The following is a 22,635-nucleotide window of genomic DNA, read 5'->3' on the forward strand; positions in this document are numbered from 1 at the left end:
CCAGCTCGCCCTGCTGAGCCGCACGCCGATGGCCCGTCGCTGCCGGCCTATGCCAAGCGGATGGCTCTCAGGCGACGACTACGCATTGACGTAGTACCGATAGGGCCACGTCCGCCGCGCTGCGCTCCGGGTGGTCGGGACTGTACAAATAGCGGCTGATCGACCGATCAAGGGAGAGACGCCAGATGACGACCGAGATCACCTCGGGGCAGGAGCCGGCCGCAGGGTCGGTGGGTGCGGTCACGGACGAGCAGTTGATCGCGATGCTGGTCGATCGGGCTCGTGGTGACGGGCTGAAGCTGACCGGCGAGGGTGGGCTGTTGCAGCAGCTGACCAAGCGGGTCCTGGAGTCGGCGTTGGACGGGGAGATCACCGATCACGTCGGCTACGACAAGCATGACCCGGCGGGTCGGGGTAGCGGGAACACTCGTAACGGCAGCCGGACCAAGACCGTGCTCACCGACGTCGGGCCGGTCGAGGTCCGGGTGCCGCGGGACGCGGCGGGCACGTTCGAGCCGCAGATCGTGCGCAAGCGGCAGCGGCGCCTGACCGGGGTCGACGACATGGTCCTGTCGCTGTCGGCCAAGGGCCTGACCCACGGCGAGATCAGCGCCCACTTGGCCGAGGTGTACGGCGCCGACGTGTCGAAGCAGACGATCTCCACCATCACCGACAAGGTCATGGACGGCATGGCCGAGTGGCAGAACCGGCCCCTCGACCCCGTCTACCCAGTCGTGTTCATCGATGCCATCAACGTCAAGATCAGGGATGGTCAGGTCGCGAACCGGCCGATCTACCTCGCGATGGCGGTCACCGTCGACGGGCACCGTGACATCCTCGGCATCTGGGCCGGTGACGGCGGCGAAGGCGCCAAACACTGGCTGCAGGTGCTGACCGAGCTGAAGAACCGCGGCGTCGCCGACGTGCTCATGCTCGTGTGCGACGGGCTCAAGGGCCTGCCCGAGGCGGTTGAGACGGTCTGGCCACGCACGATCGTGCAGACGTGTGTGGTGCACCTGCTGCGCAACTCGTTCCGGTACGCGGCCCGGCAGGACTGGGACAAGATTGCCAAGGCGCTGCGGCCGGTCTACACCGCAGCGACCGAGGACGCCGCGACCGAGCGGTTCCTGGAGTTCGCCGACGCCTGGGGCAAGAAGTACCCGGCGATCGTGAAGCTGTGGGAGAACGCCTGGGCCGAGTTCGTGCCGTTCCTCGCCTTCGACGTCGAGATCCGCAAGGTCATCTGCTCCACGAATGCGATCGAGTCGGTGAACGCCCGCATCCGCAAAGCCGTCCGCGCCCGCGGCCACTTCCCGAACGAGCAAGCCGCCTTGAAGTGTGTCTACATGGCGTTGATGAGCCTTGACCCCACCGGCGCCGGCCGCCGGCGGTGGACCATGCGCTGGAAGGCCCCATTGAACGCCTTCCAGATCGCCTTCGAAGGCCGGCTCACCCCGGCCAACCACTGACCACCTCAAGAACCAAGATCAGCCGTTAACTTGACACTCCCCCTTGACGGAGGACAGCCGAACGAGCCAGACGTACGACGCGGGCGGCAACCGGGCGCTGATCGGCCGCTGGGACGATAACCACCGTGGAGCCGTCCGAGGTCTCCGCCGATCAGGGTTTGACGGTGGCGCTCGACCTGGACCGGTGGCGAGCTTCTCGCAGCCGCGCGGATTTGCTCGTCTTGTCCACCAAACCCGCACCGCGGCACGCGGCGTCGACTCGGCCGCGCAGTCCGAGCGGTCGGTGTAGAAGCGGGAGCACAGCCGGACCTTCGCGGCCTGCCGGAATCGGCCGGGATCAGAGCGAACGTCATCGCCGGCACTCGCAGGCCCGGGCGCCGGGCGGGGGCCTGGACGCGCTCAGCGGGCCTTCTTGGTCGCCCGCTTGCGGGGCGGCGTCAGCGAGTCGCCGATCGCGGCGATCGCGGACGGAACGAGGCGGTAGTACGCCCAGACGCTCCGCTTCTCGCGCTCGAGCAGACCGGCCTCGGTAAGGATCCGAAGGTGATGACTGACGGTCGGCTGGGAGAGACCAAGCGGCGCGGTGAGGTCACTCACCGACGCCTCGCCCTCGGGAGCGGACTGGATCAGGCTGAGCAGTCGCAGCCGGGCCGGGTCGGCGAACGCCTTAAGCACTCCCGCGAGCCGTTCGGCATCGGCACGCTTGATCGGGTCGCCAGCAAGCGGCGAGATGGCAGGGGTGGCAGTTTTCGCAGTTCCCACGCCTCCATCGTTCCACCAACACCATCGACAGGCCGGTGAAACCAGGACCCCGTTACCGCCAGTTCACGGTAGGGAGCCGTGTTAACCGTTCCAGCCGTACCCGTGAGGAGGACGGGCGGGTGTCGGCGCCAGGGCTGATCGGCCGTTGACACACCGGCGCGACCTCGGTTCGGCTTGCCGGAGTTGGCCGGCCTGGGGCCTAATGGCGGCATGCAGGCAGGCGACGACGCGGTGATGACGATCGGTGAGATCGCCGACACGTTCGGGCTGGCCACGCACGTGTTGCGGCACTGGGAGTCGGTCGGGTTGCTCGCGCCGGCGCGGGTGGTCGCCGGGCGCCGCCGTTACCGCTCGGCGGACCTCTACCGGGTTGCGACGATCCTGCGTGCGAAGGAGGCGGGACTGTCGCTGGAGCAGATCCGTGATCTCATGGCCGCCGCCGCCGGGTCGGCACGGCGGGAGATCCTGCTGCGGCACCGCGAGGACCTCGTCGCGCGTATCGACGCGCTGCGGGATTCCCTGCGGTTCATCGACGGGGGCCTTGAGTGCGAGCACGAGGACTTCACCGCGTGCCCGCACTACCAGGCGATGGTGCGGGCACGCATCGGGCGCCAGCCCGCGCCTCACGTGCCAGGATGACGGCCGACGCAAGCATCGCCGGACGGTGCAGCGGCGATGGTTAGCCGATGATCAATCGCGGCTTGCCATCACCGCTCGTCCGCTGGTACGTCGAGGGAGGGTGACGTCGCCCTGGCCGCGGCCCTGGGTACGTCAGATCGGCAGGATCATGGTCGGCGGGCGGAGGCGACGAACAAAGGAAACGCCACGAAGAGACGTTCCTTGCTTGCCCGGGAACGCTGGTCCCGTACCCATTCGGCGCTCCGCTCAGGGGTGATGCTGCCGGCGGTGACCGCTGTTGCGGCGAATCCCTCGACGATCGGCAGGAAACCACGTTCGGTGAAGATGCCGGTGTGTGCCTCGACGGTGACGTCCTGGAAACCGGCATCGAGGAGCAGATTCCGGTAGGCCCGCGCGGCCTGTGGGTTCGGGACCAAGTCAGCGGAAGCGCGCAGGATGGTTCTGGTGAGCTCGGGGTGAGACGAGTCGATCATCAGTGCATCCCAGTCCTGTCCGACAAGCACGATCCGCCCACCCGGGGCCAAGACACGACGCGCCTCCGCCAGCGCCGCAGCAGGGTCCGGCACCTCGTGCAGGACCTTGTCGGCTCGGTAGCCCGTCACCGCCTGATCAGGAATCGGGAGGGATTGCGCGGTCCCGATCCGGAACTCGGCACCCGGCCAGCGCTCGCGCGCCGTGTCGATCATCAGCTCATCCCGATCGACGCCGATCGCGGTGACGTCGCGCTCGTTGAGCTCGGCCACGGCGCGTCCCGCGCCACAGCCCACGTCAACCATTGAGGCGCCGGGGGAGAGGTCCAGCAGGTCGTAGCTGCGCTGCCGTAGCCGCACCGCGCCGGGTTCGGTCTCCGCCGCGTCGAGTCGCGCGATGAGCCGTGCGGTGGCATCCGTGATGTCCAGGTTGGTCATGACGCGATCCTCTGACTTCAGGTTGACCTGAAGTCAAGGCTGGCCACACCCGGTCCTACCGGCGGATGACGTCTCGTCGATATGCGCGCTGGAGCAGGGGGAGGGCCTTAACGTGCGGGGGGTGGACAGCCTGCTGATCTTCCGCCGGCCGCAAGCCCAGCCGACGCCGGAAGACCTCACGGACACCGGAGGTGGTCCGTCTCGATGACCACCCGTCGCCGCAGCCCGCTACCCCTCGTCCATCAACCACTCACCGGGCAACGCCCGCCGCACCCCGGCGATACCGTCCGCCGGCACCGCGCGCACCCACAACCAAGCCCCGCCGTCCGCACGCAGGACCGCCCCCAGCCCGTCGAACCACCTCATCGGCCTGCCGCCAGGCTCTGCCCAGAACGGGTAATCAGGCATCGCAGCCGGCGGAACTGCTTCTCCAGCAACGCGATGGCCTCATCGTCCAGCTCACGGTTGTCGGCGAACATCTCACCGCAGAACATCCACTCCGACAGCACCATTTCCACGCACGCCACCGAGACCCGATCGAGGAACGGCTGCCAGTTCCGCTCGGCCTCCCTGGCGGACTCAACCCGGAACACCACCGGCGGGTCGGGCTCCGTCACCGCCGACAGCGGAACGCCCCACTGCGCCACGTTCTGGTTCTCCACCCGGAAGACCAGCACCTCACCCGTGTCGTCGACGCCGACCTCATTCGGAGCAAGCAGGCGATCCTGACTCCGGGTCAGGTCATAGCGCCTGCCGACCAGCGCGTATGCCTCACACAGGGCCGCCGGCAGGGGAAAACCCAGCCGGGCTTCCGCCGCCCGCAACTCGCCCTGGTCGCGACCGTCGCCAGCCACGATCGGACTCGCATACCGCCCTGCAAACAGTCGGATGAATCGCCACGCGCCAGGGGCGTCACGAACGCTCCTCGCGAGTTCGTCGTGGAGATCAAAGCCGCCGCTCACGTGGCAGACCATAGCGGCAGCCGGAACGCCATCCCCGGAGCTCGGCACCGGGCCTGCGACGGGACCTTGACCGGAGCTCGGCCGCGCCTCGCCGCGCCAGCCGCGCGATCGACCACGGTGGCGTCCGAGGCGGCGACTCGCCGCGGGTGGGCGCGCACCGGGCAGAAGTGCGCACATGAGCATGGCCGGCGGAGCAGCGCGGCTGGAACACCCGGGCAGTGGACGCTTCCTGGAGATCAGAACCGGCCAGCCGTCACTGCAGATCTACGCCGGTAACCGCCTCGACGGCACGCTCATTACATCACGGCAGGCTGCTCCGGCAGAGCGACGGAATAGTCCTGGAGACTCAACGGCACCCCGACGCCCCGAACCAGCCCGCGTTCCCCTCGCCGGTACTCAACCCCGGCGAGACGTACCGATCGACCACCACTTGGCGGCTGGGCTCAGACGTGAAGCGGTAGCCCGCTCTGGTGCAGCCGGAACGAGTCGAGGTCGACGGGGTCGACCGCGAGCCGAAGCCCCGGAAGCTCCCGTGCGATCCGTTCGAACATGATCCGGCTCTCCATCCGGGCCAGGTGTGCCCCGAGGCAGAAGTGGATCCCGTAGCCGAAGGCGATGTGCCGGCGAACGTCGGACCGATGGATGTCGAAAGCGTGCGGCCGGTCGAACACCGCAGGGTCCCGGTTGGCTCCCCACAACGACAACCCCACCCGGTCGTACGCCGGGATCAGCCCGCCGCCTAGCTCGACGTCCTGGAACGTGAACCGGGGTGGCACGATCTCCACCGGTCCCCGGAACCGCAGTGTCTCCTCGACCACCGCAGCCGCCAGCGACGGATCCTCCCGCAACGCCTGCCACTGTTCGGGGTGCGTGAGCAGGAGGCGGATCCCGTTGACGATCAGGTCGACCGTCGTTTCCTGTCCCGCGATGAGCAGCAGCTGCACCAGGGCCACCAGCTCGTCGCGGTCGAGCTGGTCGCCCTGGTCCGCCCGTGTCACCAGGTCGGATATCAGGTCGTCTTCGGGCGCCACCCGGCGCCGGGCGGCCAGCTCGTCGAGGTACGCCCCGAATTCGAGAGTGGCCGACGGGCCGTCCGGGCTGGCCGACACGATCGCGGCGGACCAGGCCCGGAAGCGCGGCCGGTCCGGCTCCGGAATGCCGACCAGCTCGGCGATGACGTTGACCGGCACCGGGTCGGCGAGGTGCGTTATTCCGTCGATGCGCCCACGCCGGCGCGCGTCCGTGACCAACCGGTCGGCGAGGTCGCCGATCCACGGCTCGAGGCGCGCCACTGCTCGCGAGGTGAAGCCGCCGCTGACCAAACCCCGCAGTCGGGTGTGGTCGGGCGGATCGAGGTTGATGAGCTGGCGGGACTCGATTCTGGCCACGTCGGGCAGGTGGTGCGGAGCCGTCTCAGGCAGGCCAGGGCAGTGGCGGTGGATCTCGTGCCCGATTGCCGGGTGGCGCAGTCCGGTCAGGACCTCGCCATACCCGGCCACCACCCAGAACCGGTTACCCGCCGGATCGATCTGAAGGACGGGTCGCCCGCTGTCTCGTACCCGGTCGTAGAACGGGTGCGGATCGCGGCGCACCGCCGGATCCCACAACTCGGATATACCAAACGCGGCCACACCGCCTCCTTGCTCAGGAAATCCATGCGGTCATGCCCGCCGGACTGGTGCACCTCGGGCCCTCCGGCCCGGCCGAGCCCGCGTGGCGGCCATGGCAGGGCAGCCTCGAGCGCCGCTTCGCCTAGGAAGGTGAGCGTTAACATAGGCATGTTTCGGGGACGTGTCAATCCTCAGACCTACTCGCCCGTAGGGGATTGACGACGAGGTTTGTTAACGCTCACACTCCTGGCATCGGCCAATCCCGGAAGCCCGCCGCTAGTCGCTTGTCGACACTTCCGACGCCACTAGCGACCGTGGCGGCAGCCGACCGGCCGACCTGTACGTGGTGAGCCGCCCGCTCGTACCCCCACCCTCCAGACCGGACCAGCACGCCGCACGCCTACTCATCCTGCCGATGCAGATGCCGCCATCAGCCGTCTGGACAGGCGATCTGGCCCAGACACCCACGTGGAAGGACTGATTCAAAAGTGGCCCAATCCGACAAGCTCTCCGTCAATCGGCGCCAGCTGCTGCAGGCGTCGGCGGCCGGTGCGGCTGCGGTCGCCTCCTCCGCCGCCCTGCCGACGACGGCTGCGTACGCAGCGCCCGAAGCCGAAACAGCGACCGGACCGGCAGTGCTCAGCCTGACCTCACCCGACCCCGGTCCCGGCGGTACCGCCCCGGTCCGGCCGTTCCAGCTCGGCGACGTGCGGCTGGGCGACGGCCTGCTCCAGGAGAAGCGGGACCGGATGAAGAACTTCCTCCGGCAGTACGACCAGCGCCGCTTCCTCGTGCTGTTCAACAACGAGGCCGGCCGGTCGAACCCGTCCGGTGTCGCTGTTCCCGGCGGCTGGGAGGACGGCGGGCTGCTCAGCGGCCACTGGGCCGGCCACTTCATGACCGCGCTGGCGCAGGCCTACGCCGACCAGCGCGAGCCGATCTTCAAGACCAAGCTCGACTGGATGGTCGACGAGCTTGCCGCCTGCCAGGACGCGATCACCGCCCGGATGGGCGACGGCTCGGGCGGGGACCCGCAGGAGCCGCCGCAGCCGCAGATCGGCCGCGTGCCGGGCAAGTTCGGCAACGGGCTCCGGCTGAACGGCTCCAGCGCGGCGCAGTACGTGACCCTGCCTCAGGAAGCGATCAGCCAGCTCAGCGACTTCACCTTCGCCACCTGGGTGAACCTCGCATCCACCCAGAGCTGGAGCCGGCTGTTCGACTTCGGCCAGAACACCACGGTCAACATGTTCCTGGCCCCGCGCGCCGGCGTCACCGGCAACGTACCGCGGTTCGCCATCACGGTCGGCGGCTCGGGCGGGGAGCAGCAGATCAGCGGCAACGCGGCGCTGCCGACGAACCAGTGGGTGCACCTGGCCGTCACGCTGTCGCACAACACCGGCACGCTGTACGTGAACGGCGAAGAGGCCGGCAAGAACTCGAACATGACCCTCAACCCATCCAACCTGGGAAATCCGGGCAACCGGTGGATCGGGCGGTCGCAGTACGGCGACCCGATGCTGGACGCGACCATCGACGAGTTCCACATCTTCGACCGGGCCCTGAGCCAGCAGGAGGTCCGGGCGCTGCTCGACTCGCCGGCCGGCAGCACGAGCGGCGGGACGATTGCGTGGTACCGGTTCGACGAGGACGGTGGCACCGTCCTCAAGGACGCGTCGCCCAACGGCCGCGACGCCGGCGTCGTGGTGAAGCAGGACAGCGGAAAGCTGTGGATCCCCACCCACCCCGGTTATCTGGGGGCTCTCCCGGAGGACACGGTGCTCCGCCTCGGCCCGCCCAGGTGGGCGGTCTACGGCGGCAACAAGGACACCAACACCTGGGCCCCCTGGTACACCCAGCACAAGATCATGCGCGGGCTGCTCGACGCCTACTACCACACCGGCAACCAGAAGGCGCTCGACGTGGTCGTCAAGATGGCCAACTGGGCCCATCTCGCGCTGACCGTCGGGGACAAGAACCACCCGAACTACACGGGTCCGATCACCCGGGACAACCTGAACTACATGTGGGATCTCTACATCGGCGGCGAGTCCGGCGGCGCGAACGAGGTGTTCCCGGAGATCTACCAGCTCACCGGCGACGCGAAGCACCTGGAGACCGCCAAGTGCTTCGACAACCGCGAGTCGCTGTTCCAGGCGTGCGTGGAGAACCGCGACATCCTGGTCACGACGCCGCAGACGCGTCCTGGCCGGCGCCGCCCGGATCGGCTGCACGTCAACCAGCACGTCCCGCAGTTCGTCGGATACATGCGCGTCTACGAGCACAGCGCGGACCCCGAGTACTTCCAGGCCGCCAAGAACTTTTTCAAGATGATCGTCCCGCACCGCATGTACGTGAGCGGCGGTACAGGCGGCAACTTCCCCGGCTCCAACAACAACATCGAGATGTTCCAGAACCGGGACAACATCGCGAACTCGATCGCCCAGGGCGGCGCGGAGACCTGCAGCGCGTACAACCTGGGCAAGCTGGCGCGTAACCTCTTCCTGCACGAGCACGACCCGGCGTACATGGACTACTACGAGCGGGGCCTGATCAACCAGATCGCCGGCTCGCGGGCCGACTCCGCCAGCGTCAGCAATCCGCAGGTCACCTACTTCCAGCCGTTGACCCCGGGTGCCAGCCGCAGCTACGGCAACACCGGTACCTGCTGTGGCGGGACCGGTCTGGAAAACCACACGAAGTACCAGGACACGATCTACTTCAAGTCCGCCGACGGCAGCGCCCTGTGGGTCAACCTGTTCGTGCCGTCGACGCTGACCTGGGCCGAGAAGGGCTTCACCGTCACCCAGGAGACGAGCTACCCCAGAAGCGACCGCACAAAGCTGGTCGTGAACGGCAGCGGCCCGCTCGACCTCAAGGTGCGCGTACCGGGATGGGTGGAGAAGGGCTTCTTCGTCTCGGTCAACGGCGCTCCCGTCGAGGCCGACGCCAAGCCGGGCAGCTACCTGACGTTGAGCCGGACGTGGGCGCCCGGCGACACCGTCGAGATCCGGATGCCGTTCAGCATTCGGATCGAGCGGGCCCTGGACCGCCCTGACACGCAGGGGATCTTCTGGGGTCCCGTCGTGCTGCAGATCCTGGGCAACCCGGGGGGCGGCAGCTACCGCGAACTGTCCCTCTACCGTCACTTGAAGCGGGACGGCGACTACGCCCGCTCGGCGATCACGCACGCGAGCACCACCGCGGCTGGTGACATGCTGTTCACCACGCACGGTTTCACCCTGCGGCCCTACTACATCAGCGATTCGCAGGCCGTCTCGTCGTACTTCCGCCGAGTCGAGCCGACGATCGTGTTCGGGTCCATCGACACGGGCGTGCCGAACCGCAAGCGGAACGACGGGCTGCCGAACTACGACGTCCCCGTGGCGGGCATCACGTCGCCCGGTAACGACGGCCCGACCTTCCTCGACCTGGTGTGGGACCAAGCGCCCTTCGCCAGCCACGGCCAGTTCGTCTCGGCCGTCGCCGGCACCGCCGATGCGTTCGTCGCGGCGGGGGTCTTCACCGACGCGGAGAAGGACCTCGTGGTCTCGACCGCGGCCCGGGCAAGCAAGGAACTCGCCCCGTAGGAGTGCCGCGGTCGTCAGGAATTCATCGGCGGCCGAGGTACCTGGGCCTGACGGCGGCCTGACCGACGGAGTCGGTCAGGCCGCCGGGCAGGCTGTTGACGTGGCAGTCGTGGCGGGACTGTGCCTGGACGAGTTCACTGCTGCACCGCCCGAGCCTGTTGGTCTGCGCTCCGCCCGCGACCTCCTGCCCGTGTCAAATCTGCACCCGTTAGGAGTGTGAGATGAGCAAGCAGTTCTCCCGCCGGACGGCCCTGCGTCTTGGTGCGTTGGCCGCCTCGGCCCCAGCGGTGGCGTCGGTGCTTCCGGCCGCGGCCGCTCAGGGGGCAGGCTCCACCCCAGACCCGGCCGCGACCGTCCCCCGACCCGGCTGGGTTGGCCCGAACTGGTCGGTCAAGCCGTTCGCCCTCAACCAGGTCGCGCTGCATGACGGGATCTTCCAGCAGAAGCGCGACCGAATGCTCAACTACGCCCGAAACTACCCTGGCACGGGAGGCGTCTTCGACGGGCCCGACCGGATGCTGAATCTGTTCCGCGCCAACGCGGGTCTCCCCGCTCCGGGCACCTACCCAGGCGGCTGGGACACACCGCGGCACCTGCTGCGGGGCCACTTCAGCGGTCATTACCTGACGCTGCTCGCCCAGGCCTACGCCGCCACCGGCGAGGAAATCTTCATCGACAAGCTCGACTACCTCGTCGAGGAACTCGGGAAGTGCCAGCGGGAACTGGACAAGCGGGAACTCGGCCGGGTTCCGGGCAGGTCCGGCAAGGCGGTCCGGCTCGGTGACCCACATCCGAACCAGTACGTTCTGCTGCCGCCGGGGACTCTCGACGGCGTCAGCGAGTTGACCATCGCCGTCTGGGTGAACCTGGCAGTGGCGCAGAACGGGGCCAGGATCTGCCACCTTGGCGCTGGTTCCAACTCCTACCTGTCCCTGACAGCGATCGACAGCGGCCCGCGGTTCGCCATCACCAACGCCGGCAGCGCCAACGAGCAGCAGATCACCAGCGGCACGGCGCTGCCCGTCGGCGAGTGGGCGCATCTGGCGGTATCGCTTTCCACAGCGGGTGTCGGTCGGATCTACATCAACGGGGTCGAGGTCGCCACCAAGGTTCTCGCCCTGACCCCCGCCACACTGGGCCGGACGGTCAACAACTGGATCGGACGATCCCAGAACAACAACGATCCCTTCCTGAACGCCGCCGTGGACGACTTCCGGATCTACCGCCGGGCGCTCGACCCGGCGGAGGTCCAGGCACTCAGCTCGGACGGCACGCCGTCGCCGGCCCCGTCCGACCTGGTGACGTGGTACCGCTTCGAGGACGAGGGCGATACGGCCGTCGACCACTCCGACAACCGTCGCGACGCGCGCATCATCGGCACGGGCTACCCCGGCTTCCTGGCGGCGTTCCCGGAGGGCCAGTTCGTCCGGCTCGAAGCGCCCACCTTCCAACCGAACAGCGGCCCGAACGCGGTCTGGGCCCCGTGGTACACCTGCCACAAGATCATGAGAGGCCTCCTGAACGCCTACGACCTGACCGGCAACGAGGAGGCGCTCGAGATCGCGTTCAGGATGGGTGACTGGGCCCACGAGCGACTGAGTCGCATCAGCCGGGACGACCTGAACCGCATGTGGGACACCTACAGTGCGGGCGAGGCCGGGTCGATGAATGAGGTGATGGCGGAGCTCTCGGCGTTCGCGCCCGACCAGGATCAGAAGGCCCGCTACCTCGGCACGGCGAAGGCGTTCACCTTCACCACGCTGTTCGACGCCTCGATCGCGGAACGGGACGAACTGAACGGACGTCACGCCAACCAGTACATGGCTCCGAACATCGGATACCTGCGGATCTTCGAGCAGACCGACGACGCGGATTACCACGCGGCGGCCAAGAACTTCTGGTCCATGGTCGTTCCGCACCGCATCTTCAGCAACGGCGGCGCGGGCCGAAGCGAGCACTTCCGCCAGCGCGGTTCGATCACCTCCGGATTCACCTCCTCGTCCGATCCGCGGCACGCCGAGACGTGCTGCGCGTACAACATGCTCCGGCTGACGAGGAATCTGTTCTTCCACGACCAGAATCCGGCGTACATGGACTACTACGAGAAGGCCCTCCACAACCAGATTCTGAGCTCACGGCGGGACATCGACAGCGTCACCAGCACCGAGGTGACCTATCACCAGAACATGTGGCCGGGCAGGTCACGGAGGATCGGCAGCGTCATCGAATACAGCAGGTACGGCGGAAACGGCAGCTGCTGCAACGGGACCGGCCTGGAGAGCCACACCAAGTACCAGGAGTCGATCTACTTCCAGTCGGCCGACGAGTCCACGCTCTACGTCAACCTCTTCATCGCGTCCACGCTCACCTGGCCGGGCCGAGGATTCGTCATCACCCAGGAAACCGCCTATCCGACCCAGGGTGCCACCCGGCTGAGGTTCGACCAGGGCGACGGTCGACTAGAGATCAAACTGCGGGTGCCGTCCTGGGCCCGGCAGGGCTACACGGTGACGGTCAACGGAGGCCGCCAGGCCTTCGACGCTGCTCCTGGCACGTACGTCACCCTGGACCGGCAATGGACGGCAGGGGACACCATCGACGTCTCGATGCCCCTGAGCTTCCGAGCCGAGATGGCGCTCGACGACAAGGCTGTCCAGTCCATCCTCTACGGGCCGACCCTCATGGTCGTCCGCGATGGCACCCCGAGCTACCGGGAATTCAGCTTCTACAAGGACCTCAAGCTGGACGGGGACCTCGCCGCCGCCATTGCGCCGACCAACGTGCCGATGCAGTTCACGACGCACGGTTACACCCTGGCCCCGTACTACATTTCCGACCCGGTCCCCGGTGAATTCAACACCTACCACCCGTACGTGAAGCGAGTGGAGCCGGAGGTCGTGTTCGGGTCGATCAACACCGGCGTGCCGAACGACAGCATTCGCGACGCAGACGGTCAGACCTTCCTGGATCGGATCTGGGAGGCGGCGCCGTTCGCCAACCACGGTCAGTTCGTCCGCCGGGTGCAGGAGGTCTCGAGCGAGTGGCTCGCGGCCGGCCGCCACACCCAGCAGCAACGGCAGGCGATCCTTGTCGGCGCCGCCCGGGCACAGCAGGAACTGGAAGGCTGACCGGCTACCCGGGTTCTTCCGGAAGCTGCTCGCGCTTTGACAGGCTCACCAGCGTGCTCGTCCCACTCCAGCCGCTCACCGTCCGCCTGGTCCACCGCAGAGGCGAACGGACGGTGGTCGCTGTGGGGGCCATTCCGGCCGCCATCGGATACGGCCCGATACCGTACAGAACCAGCGGAGGAGCTGCCGGAAGCAGCCCCTCCGCTGGTGTCAGCTCGCCGTCATCGGAGTTCGAACAGTGCGGTGAAGCTGGTCCCGTCGTCTGCGGTGGCGATGACCGCGTAGCACGCGCCGGGTGTGGCGGGCGTCTTCCAGTCGTAGACGAACTGCCCGGCGGTGGTGTCGTAGCGCAGGACGGTGGAGCCGGAGGCGACGACCTCGATGTCGTCCGTGGCAGCCGAGGTGGAACAGGTGACCTCCTTCGCCCTCATGGTCACGGCGCTGGTGTCGCTGATTTCGTTGGCCGCGAACAGCTCGAACTTCATCGGTACGGTGCTGCCGGCCTTGACCGTGTTGAGCACGCCGTCCATGTCGACCGGCTGGTAGAACCCCTTTGCGGTCCACGGCAGCACCGTGTACGTCTGGGTGGCCGTGCCCGTGTTGCCCGCGGCGTCCGTCGCCGTCGCCGTGACGGTGTGCGTACCGACGGTGGTGCCGTAGCCGGTGATGACGCAGCCCGCCGCACCCGAGGTGGTGTCGCTCGCCGTGCAGGTGGGGGCGGGCGGGACCGCGCCGAAGTACACGACACCGATGGTGGAGTCGAACGTCGCCGTCGGGGCGACGGTGTCTACCTTGACCGTTACCGACTTCGGCTCCTCGACGTTGCCGCGGCGGTCGGTCGAGCGGAACTCCACCTGGTGGGTGCCCTGCTGGCCGACCCGGACCGGCGTACCCGGGTACGTCGTCCACTCACCGCCGTCCAGGCGGTACTGGGTGCCGGCCACGCCGAACGTGTCCTTCGCGGCGAGCGTGAAGGACGGAACCGTCCTATACCACCCCTGGCCGCCGTCAGGCTCCGCCGGCGACCAGGCCACCGTCGTCGTCGGGGGAACCGTGTCCCCCGGATCGTCGGCGAAGACCCGCCAGTCGGTGATCGCGACCGCGGACCAGGTGCTGCCGTTGCCGTTGGCCCGGATCGTGGCCCGCACCCGCGGCGTGGTGACGGCGTCGAAGGTGACCGTGTTGAACGCCGTGGTGCTCGTGCCGTACCTGGATGCGCCGGTCACGTCGCGCCAGGCGGAGGTGGCCCCGTCCCAGTACTGCAGCACCCACCCGTCGGGCTCGGCTACGCCCTCGCCGCTGCCGCGGTTGGAGTCCCGCCAGAACTTCAGCTCCGTTCCCGTGATCCGCACGGGGCGAGACCAGTCGTACTGGACCCACTGGGTCGCCGGACGATCGCCGGACCAGGTACCCCAGATCTGCGCCTGGCTCGGGCTCGTCGGGTCGGCGCCGTCGTTGAGCGCGGTGACGCTGTTCCATCCGGCGATGTAGGAGGCGGACGGCGTCGCGACCGGCGCGATGTTGCCGCTGAGCGGCCCGGACAGGTCCGCCGGGATGGTGACCGTCCTGGCGGTCTCCAGGTTTCCCGCCACGTCGGTCGCGCGGAACGACGCGGTGTGCTTGTTCCAGTCCGGCGCCTCGATCGGGCCGGTGTAGGTGGTCCACTCGCCGGTGTCGATGGAGTACTCGACGCGGGCGACGCCGGAGGTCGCGTCGCTCACGGTCACCGTGACCGTGCGGGTGGCGCTGTCCACGGCGCCGGTGCTGACCGGCGCGGTGGCGTCGATCCGTACGGCGAGGCTCTTGGCTGCCGAGACATTGCCCGCGCGGTCGGTGGCCGATGCCGTGACCGTGTGCTGTCCGTCTCCGGAGACGGTGACGTCGGCGTACCGCACGTCGGTGGCGACGACCGGCTCGCCGGCGTCCACCCGTGACTCGATGCTCATTCGCCCGCCACGGTCGTCGACGCCGGCGACCCGCACCCGCACCGCGGAGCGGAACCAACCGGCGGCGCCGGCGCTGCCGGTGGGCGCGAGCGTCAAGGTCGGCGCTGTCTCGTCGCCCTCGATGTCGCCGGGTGAGATGACGGTGACCTGCGCCGAGACGCGTTCGGCGGCATAGCCGAGCACCGTGCCGTGGATGGTGAACGTACCGGGGCTGGCGACCTGCTCCGACGTCACCGGGTCCCAGAAGACCGGCACCTGCAGCGTTTCGCTCCCGAACGCGACCGGGAGAGTGCCGGGCAGGTCAACCTCGCCCACCTCGACCGTCATCGGCGGCGGCGTGACGGACTGCGGCTGGACCGCGAGGATCTTCCACTCCTCGACCGCCACCGCCGAGTAGGTGCTGCCGTTCGTCGACCCGTCGAAGACCGCACGCACCTGCGTGGTGGTCAACGGGTCGAACGTGGTGTTCTGGAAACCCTGCGTGCTGGTCGGGTAGCCGCTCGGGTTCGGTACGTCGGCCCACTGCCCGGTGGCGAGGTTCCAGTATTGGATGCGCCAGCGGGCGGGCGCCGCGACCCCGACACCGGTGCCCTGGGGCTGGTCGTTCCAGAAGTCCATCTGGGAACCGGAGATCCTCATCGGCTGGTCCCACGTGTACTGCACCCACTGCTGAGGCGGGTTGTTGCCCGTCCACGTTCCCCACATATCCGGCGGCAGCGGGTTCGACCGGACGATCTCGTCGTTGAGCGCCTTCACCCAGTACTGGGTTGGCACGGGCTCGTTGGAGACGGTCACCTTCGCCTCCTGAGCGATGTTCGCCCGGGGCGAGAGGTCCCGTCCCTTGACCGGGGTCGGCGTGACGAGCTTCATCCGCGGCGGGGTCAGCGTGTCGTCCCACTCGACCCGGTCGATGGCGACCGACCGACGGAAGTGGCCACCGCCCACGGCGTCGGCGGTGTGGTACGTCAGGTACCACTGGCCGTTGAACTCCAGGATGCCCGGGTGGCTCGTCGTCGAGGAGACCGGCCGGAGGATGGTCCCCCGATAGGTCCACGGCCCCGTGGGCGACTGCGCCGTCGCGTAGGCGATGCAGGCGTGATAGTTCGCCGGGGTGCACGCCGAGGTCGGGCCGGCGTTGTTCCCGGCGTACGCCAGGTAGTAGGTGCCGTTCCGCTTGAAGATCCAGGGGGCCTCGAAGAAGCCGGTCAGGCCGGTGACAGCGCGCTGGATGCCGACCGGCGTCTTCATGTCCTGCCCGAACTCGAGCATCCGCAACTGGCCGAACGTGCCCCAGTAGAGGTACACCCGCTGGTTGGGAGCCACACCGTCGATGAGGATCGTCGGGTCGATGTTCTGGATGTTGTTCGTCGTGGGCACCCGCTGGGAGATCAGTGGTCCACCCACGTAGTCGCTCCACGGTCCGGTCGGACTGTCGGCGACGGCCAACCCGATGGCCAACTTGTCGGCCGCCGGGCTGTCGCGCTCGAAGACGGGGACGTACCAGTAATAGCGCCCGTCCACGCCCTGGATCATCAGGCCCGCGTAGGCGCGTCCCGTGCTCGCCCAGGAAAAAAGCGTTTCCGGGCGCGCCAGCGACGGAAAATGGGTCCACTGCCCGGACGCGACGTCGGTGGTCCGGAACGCCCCCCACTCGTTCATGATGAAGTCATTGGTGGACGGTCCGGCCTGGTCGTGGCCCGTGTAGATGTAGAGCTGGTCCTTGCCGCTGTCGTTGCCGGGGGAGCCGGCCGGCACGACCACGGGCGCCGGGTCGGCGGAGTAGTAGCTGCCGTCGCCGAGGATCGGATTGCGGGTGTTGGTGAAGGTGTACGAGTCGGCGGCGTAGGCCGGTGTGGCGACGCCGACCATGCCGCCGGCGACGAGCCCGGTTACCGCCGCCGCGGCGATCGCGCCGCGGAGCCGGCGCAACGGTCCGCGGGTTCGTGACGCGACGCCGCACCTGATGCTGTTCACGGTTCCGATCCCCTCGTCATGATGCCTCCGAGTCCTGGTATTGGGTGGTATCCGCCTGGCTCGGCCGTGTGGCCACTGGCAACCACACGCGCATAGTCGAAGGGCCCCGTTCCGCCCAATCGTGATATGGGATCAGCGGCACATCGAACGACGCCGAGGGCGCCGGCTCCAGCGAGCGCTCGGCGTAGGGCCAGGTGAGGCCCCGCCCAGGTTCCGCTGCCGCCGTCACGAGACGCACCACTGGCCGGCCATCGTGGTCTCCGAGGGGGGCCGCGGCGTCGACCCGGATGTCCGCGACGTCAGTGACGGTTCCGTTGCTGACGAGGTCCAGGTCGATGGACTCGAGGCAGTAGACCTCGGGCCCCCGTTCGACGGCGACACAGCCGCGCACCCCGTCGATGCGGGGATCGGGGTGGGTCAGGCGCGGCCGCATCGGCAGGACCAGCTCGACCACGTCCCCGGCGTGGAACGAGCGACGCACGCTGACCCACCCTGGATCGGCGTCCGTGGCGCTGACCTCACCGGATGCCGTGGTCGTCACCAGCTGGGCCCCGTCGGCCCACTGCGGTATCCGGATCGAGAGGGTCCACGGGCCGGCGGCGTCCCGTGCGGCGGTGAGGCGAACGGATCCCGAGCGCGGGTAGTCGGTCTGCACGTCGAGGGCGACGAGCTCCCCGTTGTCCAGCCGGGTCCGGATGCTGCAGCTGGCGAACTGGTGGATCTGGACCCCGTGCGCGTCCGCGGTGGCGACCAGCGCGTCGAGACTGGCGAAGGTGCGCGCCACGTTCGGCGGGCAGCAGGAGACCGAGAACCAGGGGGCCCGGAGGGATGATTCGGCGCGCATGGAGACGGTGTCCGGGTCCGGGACGGCCCCAGGACTGCGCTGGTGCAGGGTGTTGGCGTAGTAGAACGCAGTCCCGGACGCCGAGGGGGACGTGGCGACCACGTTGTAGAGCGTCCGCTCGATGAGGTCGCCGTAGCGGGTCTCGCCGCAGGCCAACAGCAGCCGCCAGCTGAACATGATCGATGCGATGCTGGCGCAGGTCTCGGAGTAGGCCCGGTCCGGTGGGAGCACCCAGTCCTCGCCGAAGGCTTCGTCCTGGTGGTGGGAGCCCTGGCCGCCGGTGATGTACGTGCGCCGGGCCACCGCGTTCTCCCACTGGGTGACCAGGGCGCGGAGGAGCTCGTCGTCGCCGGTGTCGACCGCGACGTCGACCGCGCCGGCCGCCAGGTAGTTGGCCCGGACGGCGTGACCCCGCAACACCGCGGCCCGGCGCACCGGGATGTCGTCCTGGAAGTACTGCTGGCCCCACTCGATGGGGCGCAGCGTGCCGGTGCCGCGGCGGGTGACGAACAGCTCGGCCTGCCGCAGGTACCGCCGCTCGCCGGTGACGCGCGCCAGTTCCGCAAGGCCGGCCTCGATCTCGGCGTGCCCGCACACGCTCTGGATGCCGTCGTCGCCGAAGACCTCACAGAGCAGGTCGGCGGCGCGGCAGGCAATGGCCAACAGGCCGTCGTCGGCGTCCGGCCGCGTGCGGGCTCGCGCCACCGCGGCCTGGAACAGGTGGCCGAGGCAGTACAGCTCGTGGCCCCACTCGAGGTCGGACCACCGTGGTGCCTGCCCGGGCCGCCCGAAGTTGGTGTTGAGGTACCCGTCGGGCTCCTGGGCCCGGGCGACCCGGTCGACCAGGTCCCGGAAGGCGGCCTCCAGGTCGTTGTCGCCGGTGCGGCCGATCTCCCAGGCCAGCGCCTCAAGATACTTGTAGATCTCCGAGTCGGAGAACTCGCGCCCGCGCCGCCCCTCGGGCAGGGAGCCGGCGGCGGCGAGCTCGAAGTTCCTGATCCAGCCTTCACGCTCGAGCCAGTGACCGATGTGCGCCAGTGTCCGCTCGCCGTTGACCGACTGGCGCCGGGCCCAGAAACCTCCGGTGATGCGGACCTCGTCCAAGCCGAGCGGACGCAGTCGCCCGGTCCTGGGGGCGGCGGGGACGAACCCGGTCCGACGGTGGGCGGCCCTGGGATCTGTGATCGTCATCGTGGGGTTCATCCTTTGAAGGCGCCGGACATGAAGCCGCGGACGTAGTGGCGTTGCAGGAGGAGGAACAGGACGATGCAGGGCAGGGCCAGCACCACGACTCCGGCCTCCGTGGCTCCGTAGTCGATGACTCCCTGCACCTGGACGCGCAGGTTGGAGACGGCCAGCGGGAGGGTGAACCTGCTCGAGTCATTGATCAGGATCAGCGGTGCCATGAAGTCGTTCCAGGCCGTCAGGAAGGCGAAGAGGCCGACGGTGATCAGACCGGGCTTGACCGCCGGCAGTAGCACCCGCCACAGCGCGGCCCAGGAGGAGCAGCCGTCGACGAGGGCTGCCTCGTCCAGCTCGCGGGGGATGGCCTCGAACGAGATCCGCATCATGAAGGTGGAGAACGGCAGCTGGAACATCGTCAGGACCAGGGCCACGCCGATCAGCGAATCCTGCAGATTCAGCTGGTTCAGCAGGACGTAGAGCGGGATCAGCATGGTCGCGTAGGGGACCATGAGGATCGCCAGCGTGGTCAGGAACAGGACGTTCTTGCCGGGAAAGTTGAACCGCGCGAACGCGTATCCGCCCAGCAGGGAGATCGCCAGGGTGAGGAAGACCGTGGTCAGGGAGACGAAGGCCGAGTTGGCGAGGTACTGCCAGATGCCGGCCTGATAGTGGGCCAGCGTGCGGTAGTTGCCGAAGCCCCACCCGTCGGTCTGGTTGGTGCCGGCGTGCGGCGAGACGGACGCGACCGCTGTCCAGGCCAGCGGGAACAGGAAGATGACGGCCAGGCTCCCGGTGAAGATCCAGTAGGGCGTACGCAGGACCAGGCCACCGATGCTTGTCGTGGGGGGACGGCGCACGGGACGAGGGCGTGCCGGTATCGCCTTCCCGGTGGCGGCGCTGTCGCCTACCGAGGAACGGTCGGAACGGCCGGTTCCCGGGCCTTCCGCGGTGTGAGCGCCGGCGGGCGTTGGTGCGTGCGTGCTCATGTCCCTCTCACTTCTCGTCCGGGTTGTGGAAGGCCCGTAGCTGCACGGCATTGATGACGACCAGGGCGATGAGGGCGATGACCGACAGCGCGGCGGCCACTCCCAGGTCGTTCTGTCCCTGGAAGGCCATCGTGTAGATGAGCTGGACGACGGTGATGGTGCTGTTGTCCGGGCCGCCCTTGGTGAGGATGTAGAACTGCTCGAAGGCCAGCAGGGAGCCGGTGACGCACATGATGGTGGTCAGCGCCAGCGTCGGCCTCAGCAGCGGAAGGGTGATCCGACGAAAGGTCTGCCACCGGGACGCGCCGTCGATCCGCGCCGCCTCATAGAGCTCAGCGGGGATGCCTTGCAGGCCCACCAGCATCAGGAGCATGTAGAAGCCGGCGAAACGCCAGACGATGAGAAACACCGTGGAGAACAGGGCGGCGTTGGGGCTGCCGAGAAACGTCCAGCCGAGCTTCTCCATGAGGTCCGCGGCCGGCCCGGCGATCGGCGAGTAAAGCACGTAGAACAGCAGGGACGCGGAGGCGAGCCCGAGGGCGCTGGGGATGAGGAACGACGCCCGCAGCAGGCCCTTCCAACGGCTGGACTCCTGCACCAGCAGGGCCAGGCCCAGGCCGAGCGCGATGAGCAGGACGGTGGCCAGGACGGTGTACTTCAGGGTGAAGACCACCGAGTCGGCGAAGAAGCGGTTGTCGAGAACCTTGGTGTAGTTGTCCGGGGCGTTGACGCCCTGGTCGCCGGTGAGCAGCGGCCAGCGCGAGAGCGACATCCTGACCACCAGCAGCAGCGGCAGGATGAACAGGACGGCTACGAACACCGCCGTCGGCGAGACGTAGAGCCATCCCTTGACCGCCTCACCGCGTCGTGTGGGTGATGCTGGGCTCGAGCGTCGGCGGGAGCGTCCGGCTCGGCCGGACATCAAGGACATACTCACGACGCGGCCCTCCAATAGACGTGCGCAGCGCGGGGGAGTGGACAGCCCCGCTGCCGGACCCGGCCGCTCGACGGACCGGGTCCGGCACCAGGGTGGGTGGACTACTGGGACAGCACCGAGGTGACCTGCTCGTTGTTCGACTGCAGCTTGCTGCCCTCGCCGAGGACGGCGTCGCGGACCAGGCTGAGCCACGGGCTGTTCGGGGCGTTGTACGCCTGCTGGAAGTTCATCGCGATTGGCGTCTGACCCTTGCCGGCCACCTCGTTGATGGTCACCAGCCGCGGGTCCTTGGCGGCGTACTTGTTGCTGGCCAGGTCCCCGCGGGAGACCACGTCGTTGTCCTTTGCCAGGACCTCGACCTGTGCCTCCTCCGACATCATCCAGTTGAGGAAGTTCCAGGCCTGGGCGGCCTTCTTGGAGTCCTTGGAGATGCCGATGCCGTCACCGCCGACGAACGTGGACGCCCCGCCGGCGGGTCCCGGGATGCCCGCCACGCCGACGTCGAACTTGGTCGACGACAGCAGCGTGGCCGGGTAGAACATCAGGCCCACCTTGCCCTCGGTGAACCCCGCGGTCCAGGTGGCGCCGGTCTCGTCCTTCGACGAGGGCAGAACAGCGCCGGACTTCCAGAGGTCGCGCCAGGTGTCGAAGACCTTCTTGCTCTCGTCGCTGGTGTAGTTGGCCTGCGTCCCGTCGCCGTTCATCACCTGGCCGCCCGCGGCCCAGATGGTCGGGAACCAGGTGAAGACGAGGCATCCCCCGCAGTTGAGCCCGGTCGCGGTGCCGTACACGTCCTTCTTGCCCAGGGCCTGGATCTTCTTGGCGTCGGCGGCGTACTCCTCGAGGGTGGCGGGCGCCTTCTCCGGGTCGAGGCCCGCTTCCTTGAACAGCCCCTTGTTCCAGAAGAGCATCGAAAGGTCCAGGACGAACGGCAGGATGTGCTCCTTGCCGTCGACGGTGCCCGCACCGAGGTGACCCTTGTTGATCGAGTCCTTGAAGCTCAGCCCGCCGATGTTGGCGCTGATGTCCCGGAACAGACCCTGCTTCACCCAGTTCGGCACGTAGACGATGTCGGCGGCGAACAGGTCCGGCAGCCCCTTCGACCCTGCTGCGGCGCCCACCTTGGCGACGTAGTCGTCGTTGGGGACGACGGTGAGAGTGACCTGGTTCTTGTGGCTCTTGTTGTAGGCCTCGACCAGAAGCTTGGCCTGCTTCTCCAGCGGGGCTCGCGTCCACAGCGTGAGCTGGCTGCCGTCGTCGGTTCCGTCCGCGCCGACGCTGACCGCTGCACCCGGCGCCGCGTCGCCCCCGCCGCCACACGCGGCCAGCGCGAGGACCGCCGCGCTCAGGCCGACTGCCATGACGGTACGTAGACCGCCTCGCCGGTGGAATATCTTCATCGCTACTCCTCTGCCCATCGTTGAGCGGGAGCCGCTGCACGGCCCCGGTGGTGGTGTGGTGAGAGCCTTGCCGTGTTGTTTTGTCGGTGACAGGTCGACGCCGTGCGGGTCGCGGCCCAGGAGTGCGTCCAGGTCCCCGTCGATGTCGGAGGATCGCGTGACAGGCGGTGATTGGCGCTGGCGTTCTGAAAAGACCGAAACCCTTTTCTGTTCGTGTAAAGTAGTGGCCGCCGTCACCCTCGTCAAGCACGTGGTGCGGCGTGACGCGGGGATCGGCCCCACGGCGGAGCATGGGGCC

The 22,635-nt window shown here is 68.3% G+C and carries 14 protein-coding genes; 5 read left to right on the top strand and 9 right to left on the bottom strand.

What is annotated here, in order from left to right; genetic code table 11:
* Positions 1-263 precede the first annotated feature (263 nt).
* The gene (locus AC0OLQ_RS17490; protein ID WP_484532373.1) at positions 264-1,469 is read left to right on the top strand and encodes an IS256 family transposase; all 1,206 of its coding nucleotides are present in this window, start codon (positions 264-266) and stop codon (positions 1,467-1,469) included.
* A 399-nt stretch (positions 1,470-1,868) separates the two neighbouring features.
* Here AC0OLQ_RS17490 and AC0OLQ_RS17495 read toward each other — a convergent pair whose 3' ends face one another.
* The gene (locus AC0OLQ_RS17495) at positions 1,869-2,231 is read right to left on the bottom strand and encodes an ArsR/SmtB family transcription factor (protein WP_484527080.1); all 363 of its coding nucleotides are present in this window, start codon (positions 2,229-2,231) and stop codon (positions 1,869-1,871) included.
* A gap of 210 nt (positions 2,232-2,441) precedes the next feature.
* Here AC0OLQ_RS17495 and AC0OLQ_RS17500 point away from each other — a divergent pair, with 210 nt between their 5' ends.
* A complete protein-coding gene (locus AC0OLQ_RS17500) occupies positions 2,442-2,870 on the top strand; it encodes a MerR family transcriptional regulator (RefSeq protein ID WP_484527081.1) in 429 nt (142 codons plus the stop codon).
* 146 nt (positions 2,871-3,016) lie between these two features.
* On the opposite strand, the gene AC0OLQ_RS17505 is transcribed toward AC0OLQ_RS17500, so the two are convergent.
* Positions 3,017-3,778, bottom strand: coding sequence for a methyltransferase domain-containing protein (locus tag AC0OLQ_RS17505; protein WP_484527082.1), 762 nt, complete (start codon positions 3,776-3,778; stop codon positions 3,017-3,019).
* Between the two features lie 362 nt (positions 3,779-4,140).
* The gene (locus AC0OLQ_RS17510; RefSeq protein ID WP_484527083.1) at positions 4,141-4,740 is read right to left on the bottom strand and encodes a hypothetical protein; all 600 of its coding nucleotides are present in this window, start codon (positions 4,738-4,740) and stop codon (positions 4,141-4,143) included.
* A 218-nt stretch (positions 4,741-4,958) separates the two neighbouring features.
* Here AC0OLQ_RS17510 and AC0OLQ_RS17515 point away from each other — a divergent pair, with 218 nt between their 5' ends.
* The gene (locus AC0OLQ_RS17515; RefSeq protein ID WP_484527084.1) at positions 4,959-5,201 is read left to right on the top strand and encodes an aldose epimerase family protein; all 243 of its coding nucleotides are present in this window, start codon (positions 4,959-4,961) and stop codon (positions 5,199-5,201) included.
* Here AC0OLQ_RS17515 and AC0OLQ_RS17520 read toward each other — a convergent pair.
* Positions 5,184-6,371, bottom strand: coding sequence for a cytochrome P450 family protein (locus AC0OLQ_RS17520; protein ID WP_484527085.1), 1,188 nt, complete (start codon positions 6,369-6,371; stop codon positions 5,184-5,186). The two genes, AC0OLQ_RS17515 and AC0OLQ_RS17520, sit on opposite strands and share 18 nt — an antisense overlap.
* Positions 6,372-6,985: 614 nt before the next feature.
* Here AC0OLQ_RS17520 and AC0OLQ_RS17525 point away from each other — a divergent pair.
* Positions 6,986-9,937 (top strand): beta-L-arabinofuranosidase domain-containing protein, encoded by a 2,952-nt coding sequence (locus tag AC0OLQ_RS17525; RefSeq protein ID WP_484527086.1) that lies wholly within the window; start codon positions 6,986-6,988, stop codon positions 9,935-9,937.
* 221 nt (positions 9,938-10,158) lie between these two features.
* Entirely contained in the window at positions 10,159-13,065 is a 2,907-nt protein-coding gene (locus tag AC0OLQ_RS17530) for a beta-L-arabinofuranosidase domain-containing protein (protein ID WP_484527087.1), read from the top strand.
* 221 nt (positions 13,066-13,286) lie between these two features.
* Here AC0OLQ_RS17530 and AC0OLQ_RS17535 read toward each other — a convergent pair whose 3' ends face one another.
* The 5 genes from AC0OLQ_RS17535 to AC0OLQ_RS17555 form a co-directional block, all read right to left on the bottom strand.
* Positions 13,287-16,985 carry an OmpL47-type beta-barrel domain-containing protein gene (locus AC0OLQ_RS17535; protein WP_484527088.1) on the bottom strand — a complete coding sequence of 1,233 codons (3,699 nt, stop codon included), beginning with the start codon at positions 16,983-16,985 and terminating at the stop codon, positions 13,287-13,289.
* 16 nt (positions 16,986-17,001) lie between these two features.
* Positions 17,002-19,020, bottom strand: a complete 2,019-nt coding sequence (locus tag AC0OLQ_RS17540) for a glycoside hydrolase family 127 protein (protein ID WP_484527089.1) — start codon at positions 19,018-19,020, stop codon at positions 17,002-17,004.
* A gap of 8 nt (positions 19,021-19,028) precedes the next feature.
* A complete protein-coding gene (locus AC0OLQ_RS17545) occupies positions 19,029-19,871 on the bottom strand; it encodes a carbohydrate ABC transporter permease (RefSeq protein WP_484527090.1) in 843 nt (280 codons plus the stop codon).
* A 136-nt stretch (positions 19,872-20,007) separates the two neighbouring features.
* Positions 20,008-20,820: a carbohydrate ABC transporter permease gene (locus AC0OLQ_RS17550; RefSeq protein WP_355667029.1), complete on the bottom strand. Its 813-nt coding sequence runs from the start codon at positions 20,818-20,820 to the stop codon at positions 20,008-20,010.
* A 218-nt stretch (positions 20,821-21,038) separates the two neighbouring features.
* Positions 21,039-22,298: an ABC transporter substrate-binding protein gene (locus tag AC0OLQ_RS17555; protein ID WP_484527091.1), complete on the bottom strand. Its 1,260-nt coding sequence runs from the start codon at positions 22,296-22,298 to the stop codon at positions 21,039-21,041.
* Positions 22,299-22,635 lie beyond the last annotated feature (337 nt).

This window comes from Micromonospora sp. Utrum1 (assembly GCF_057197805.1).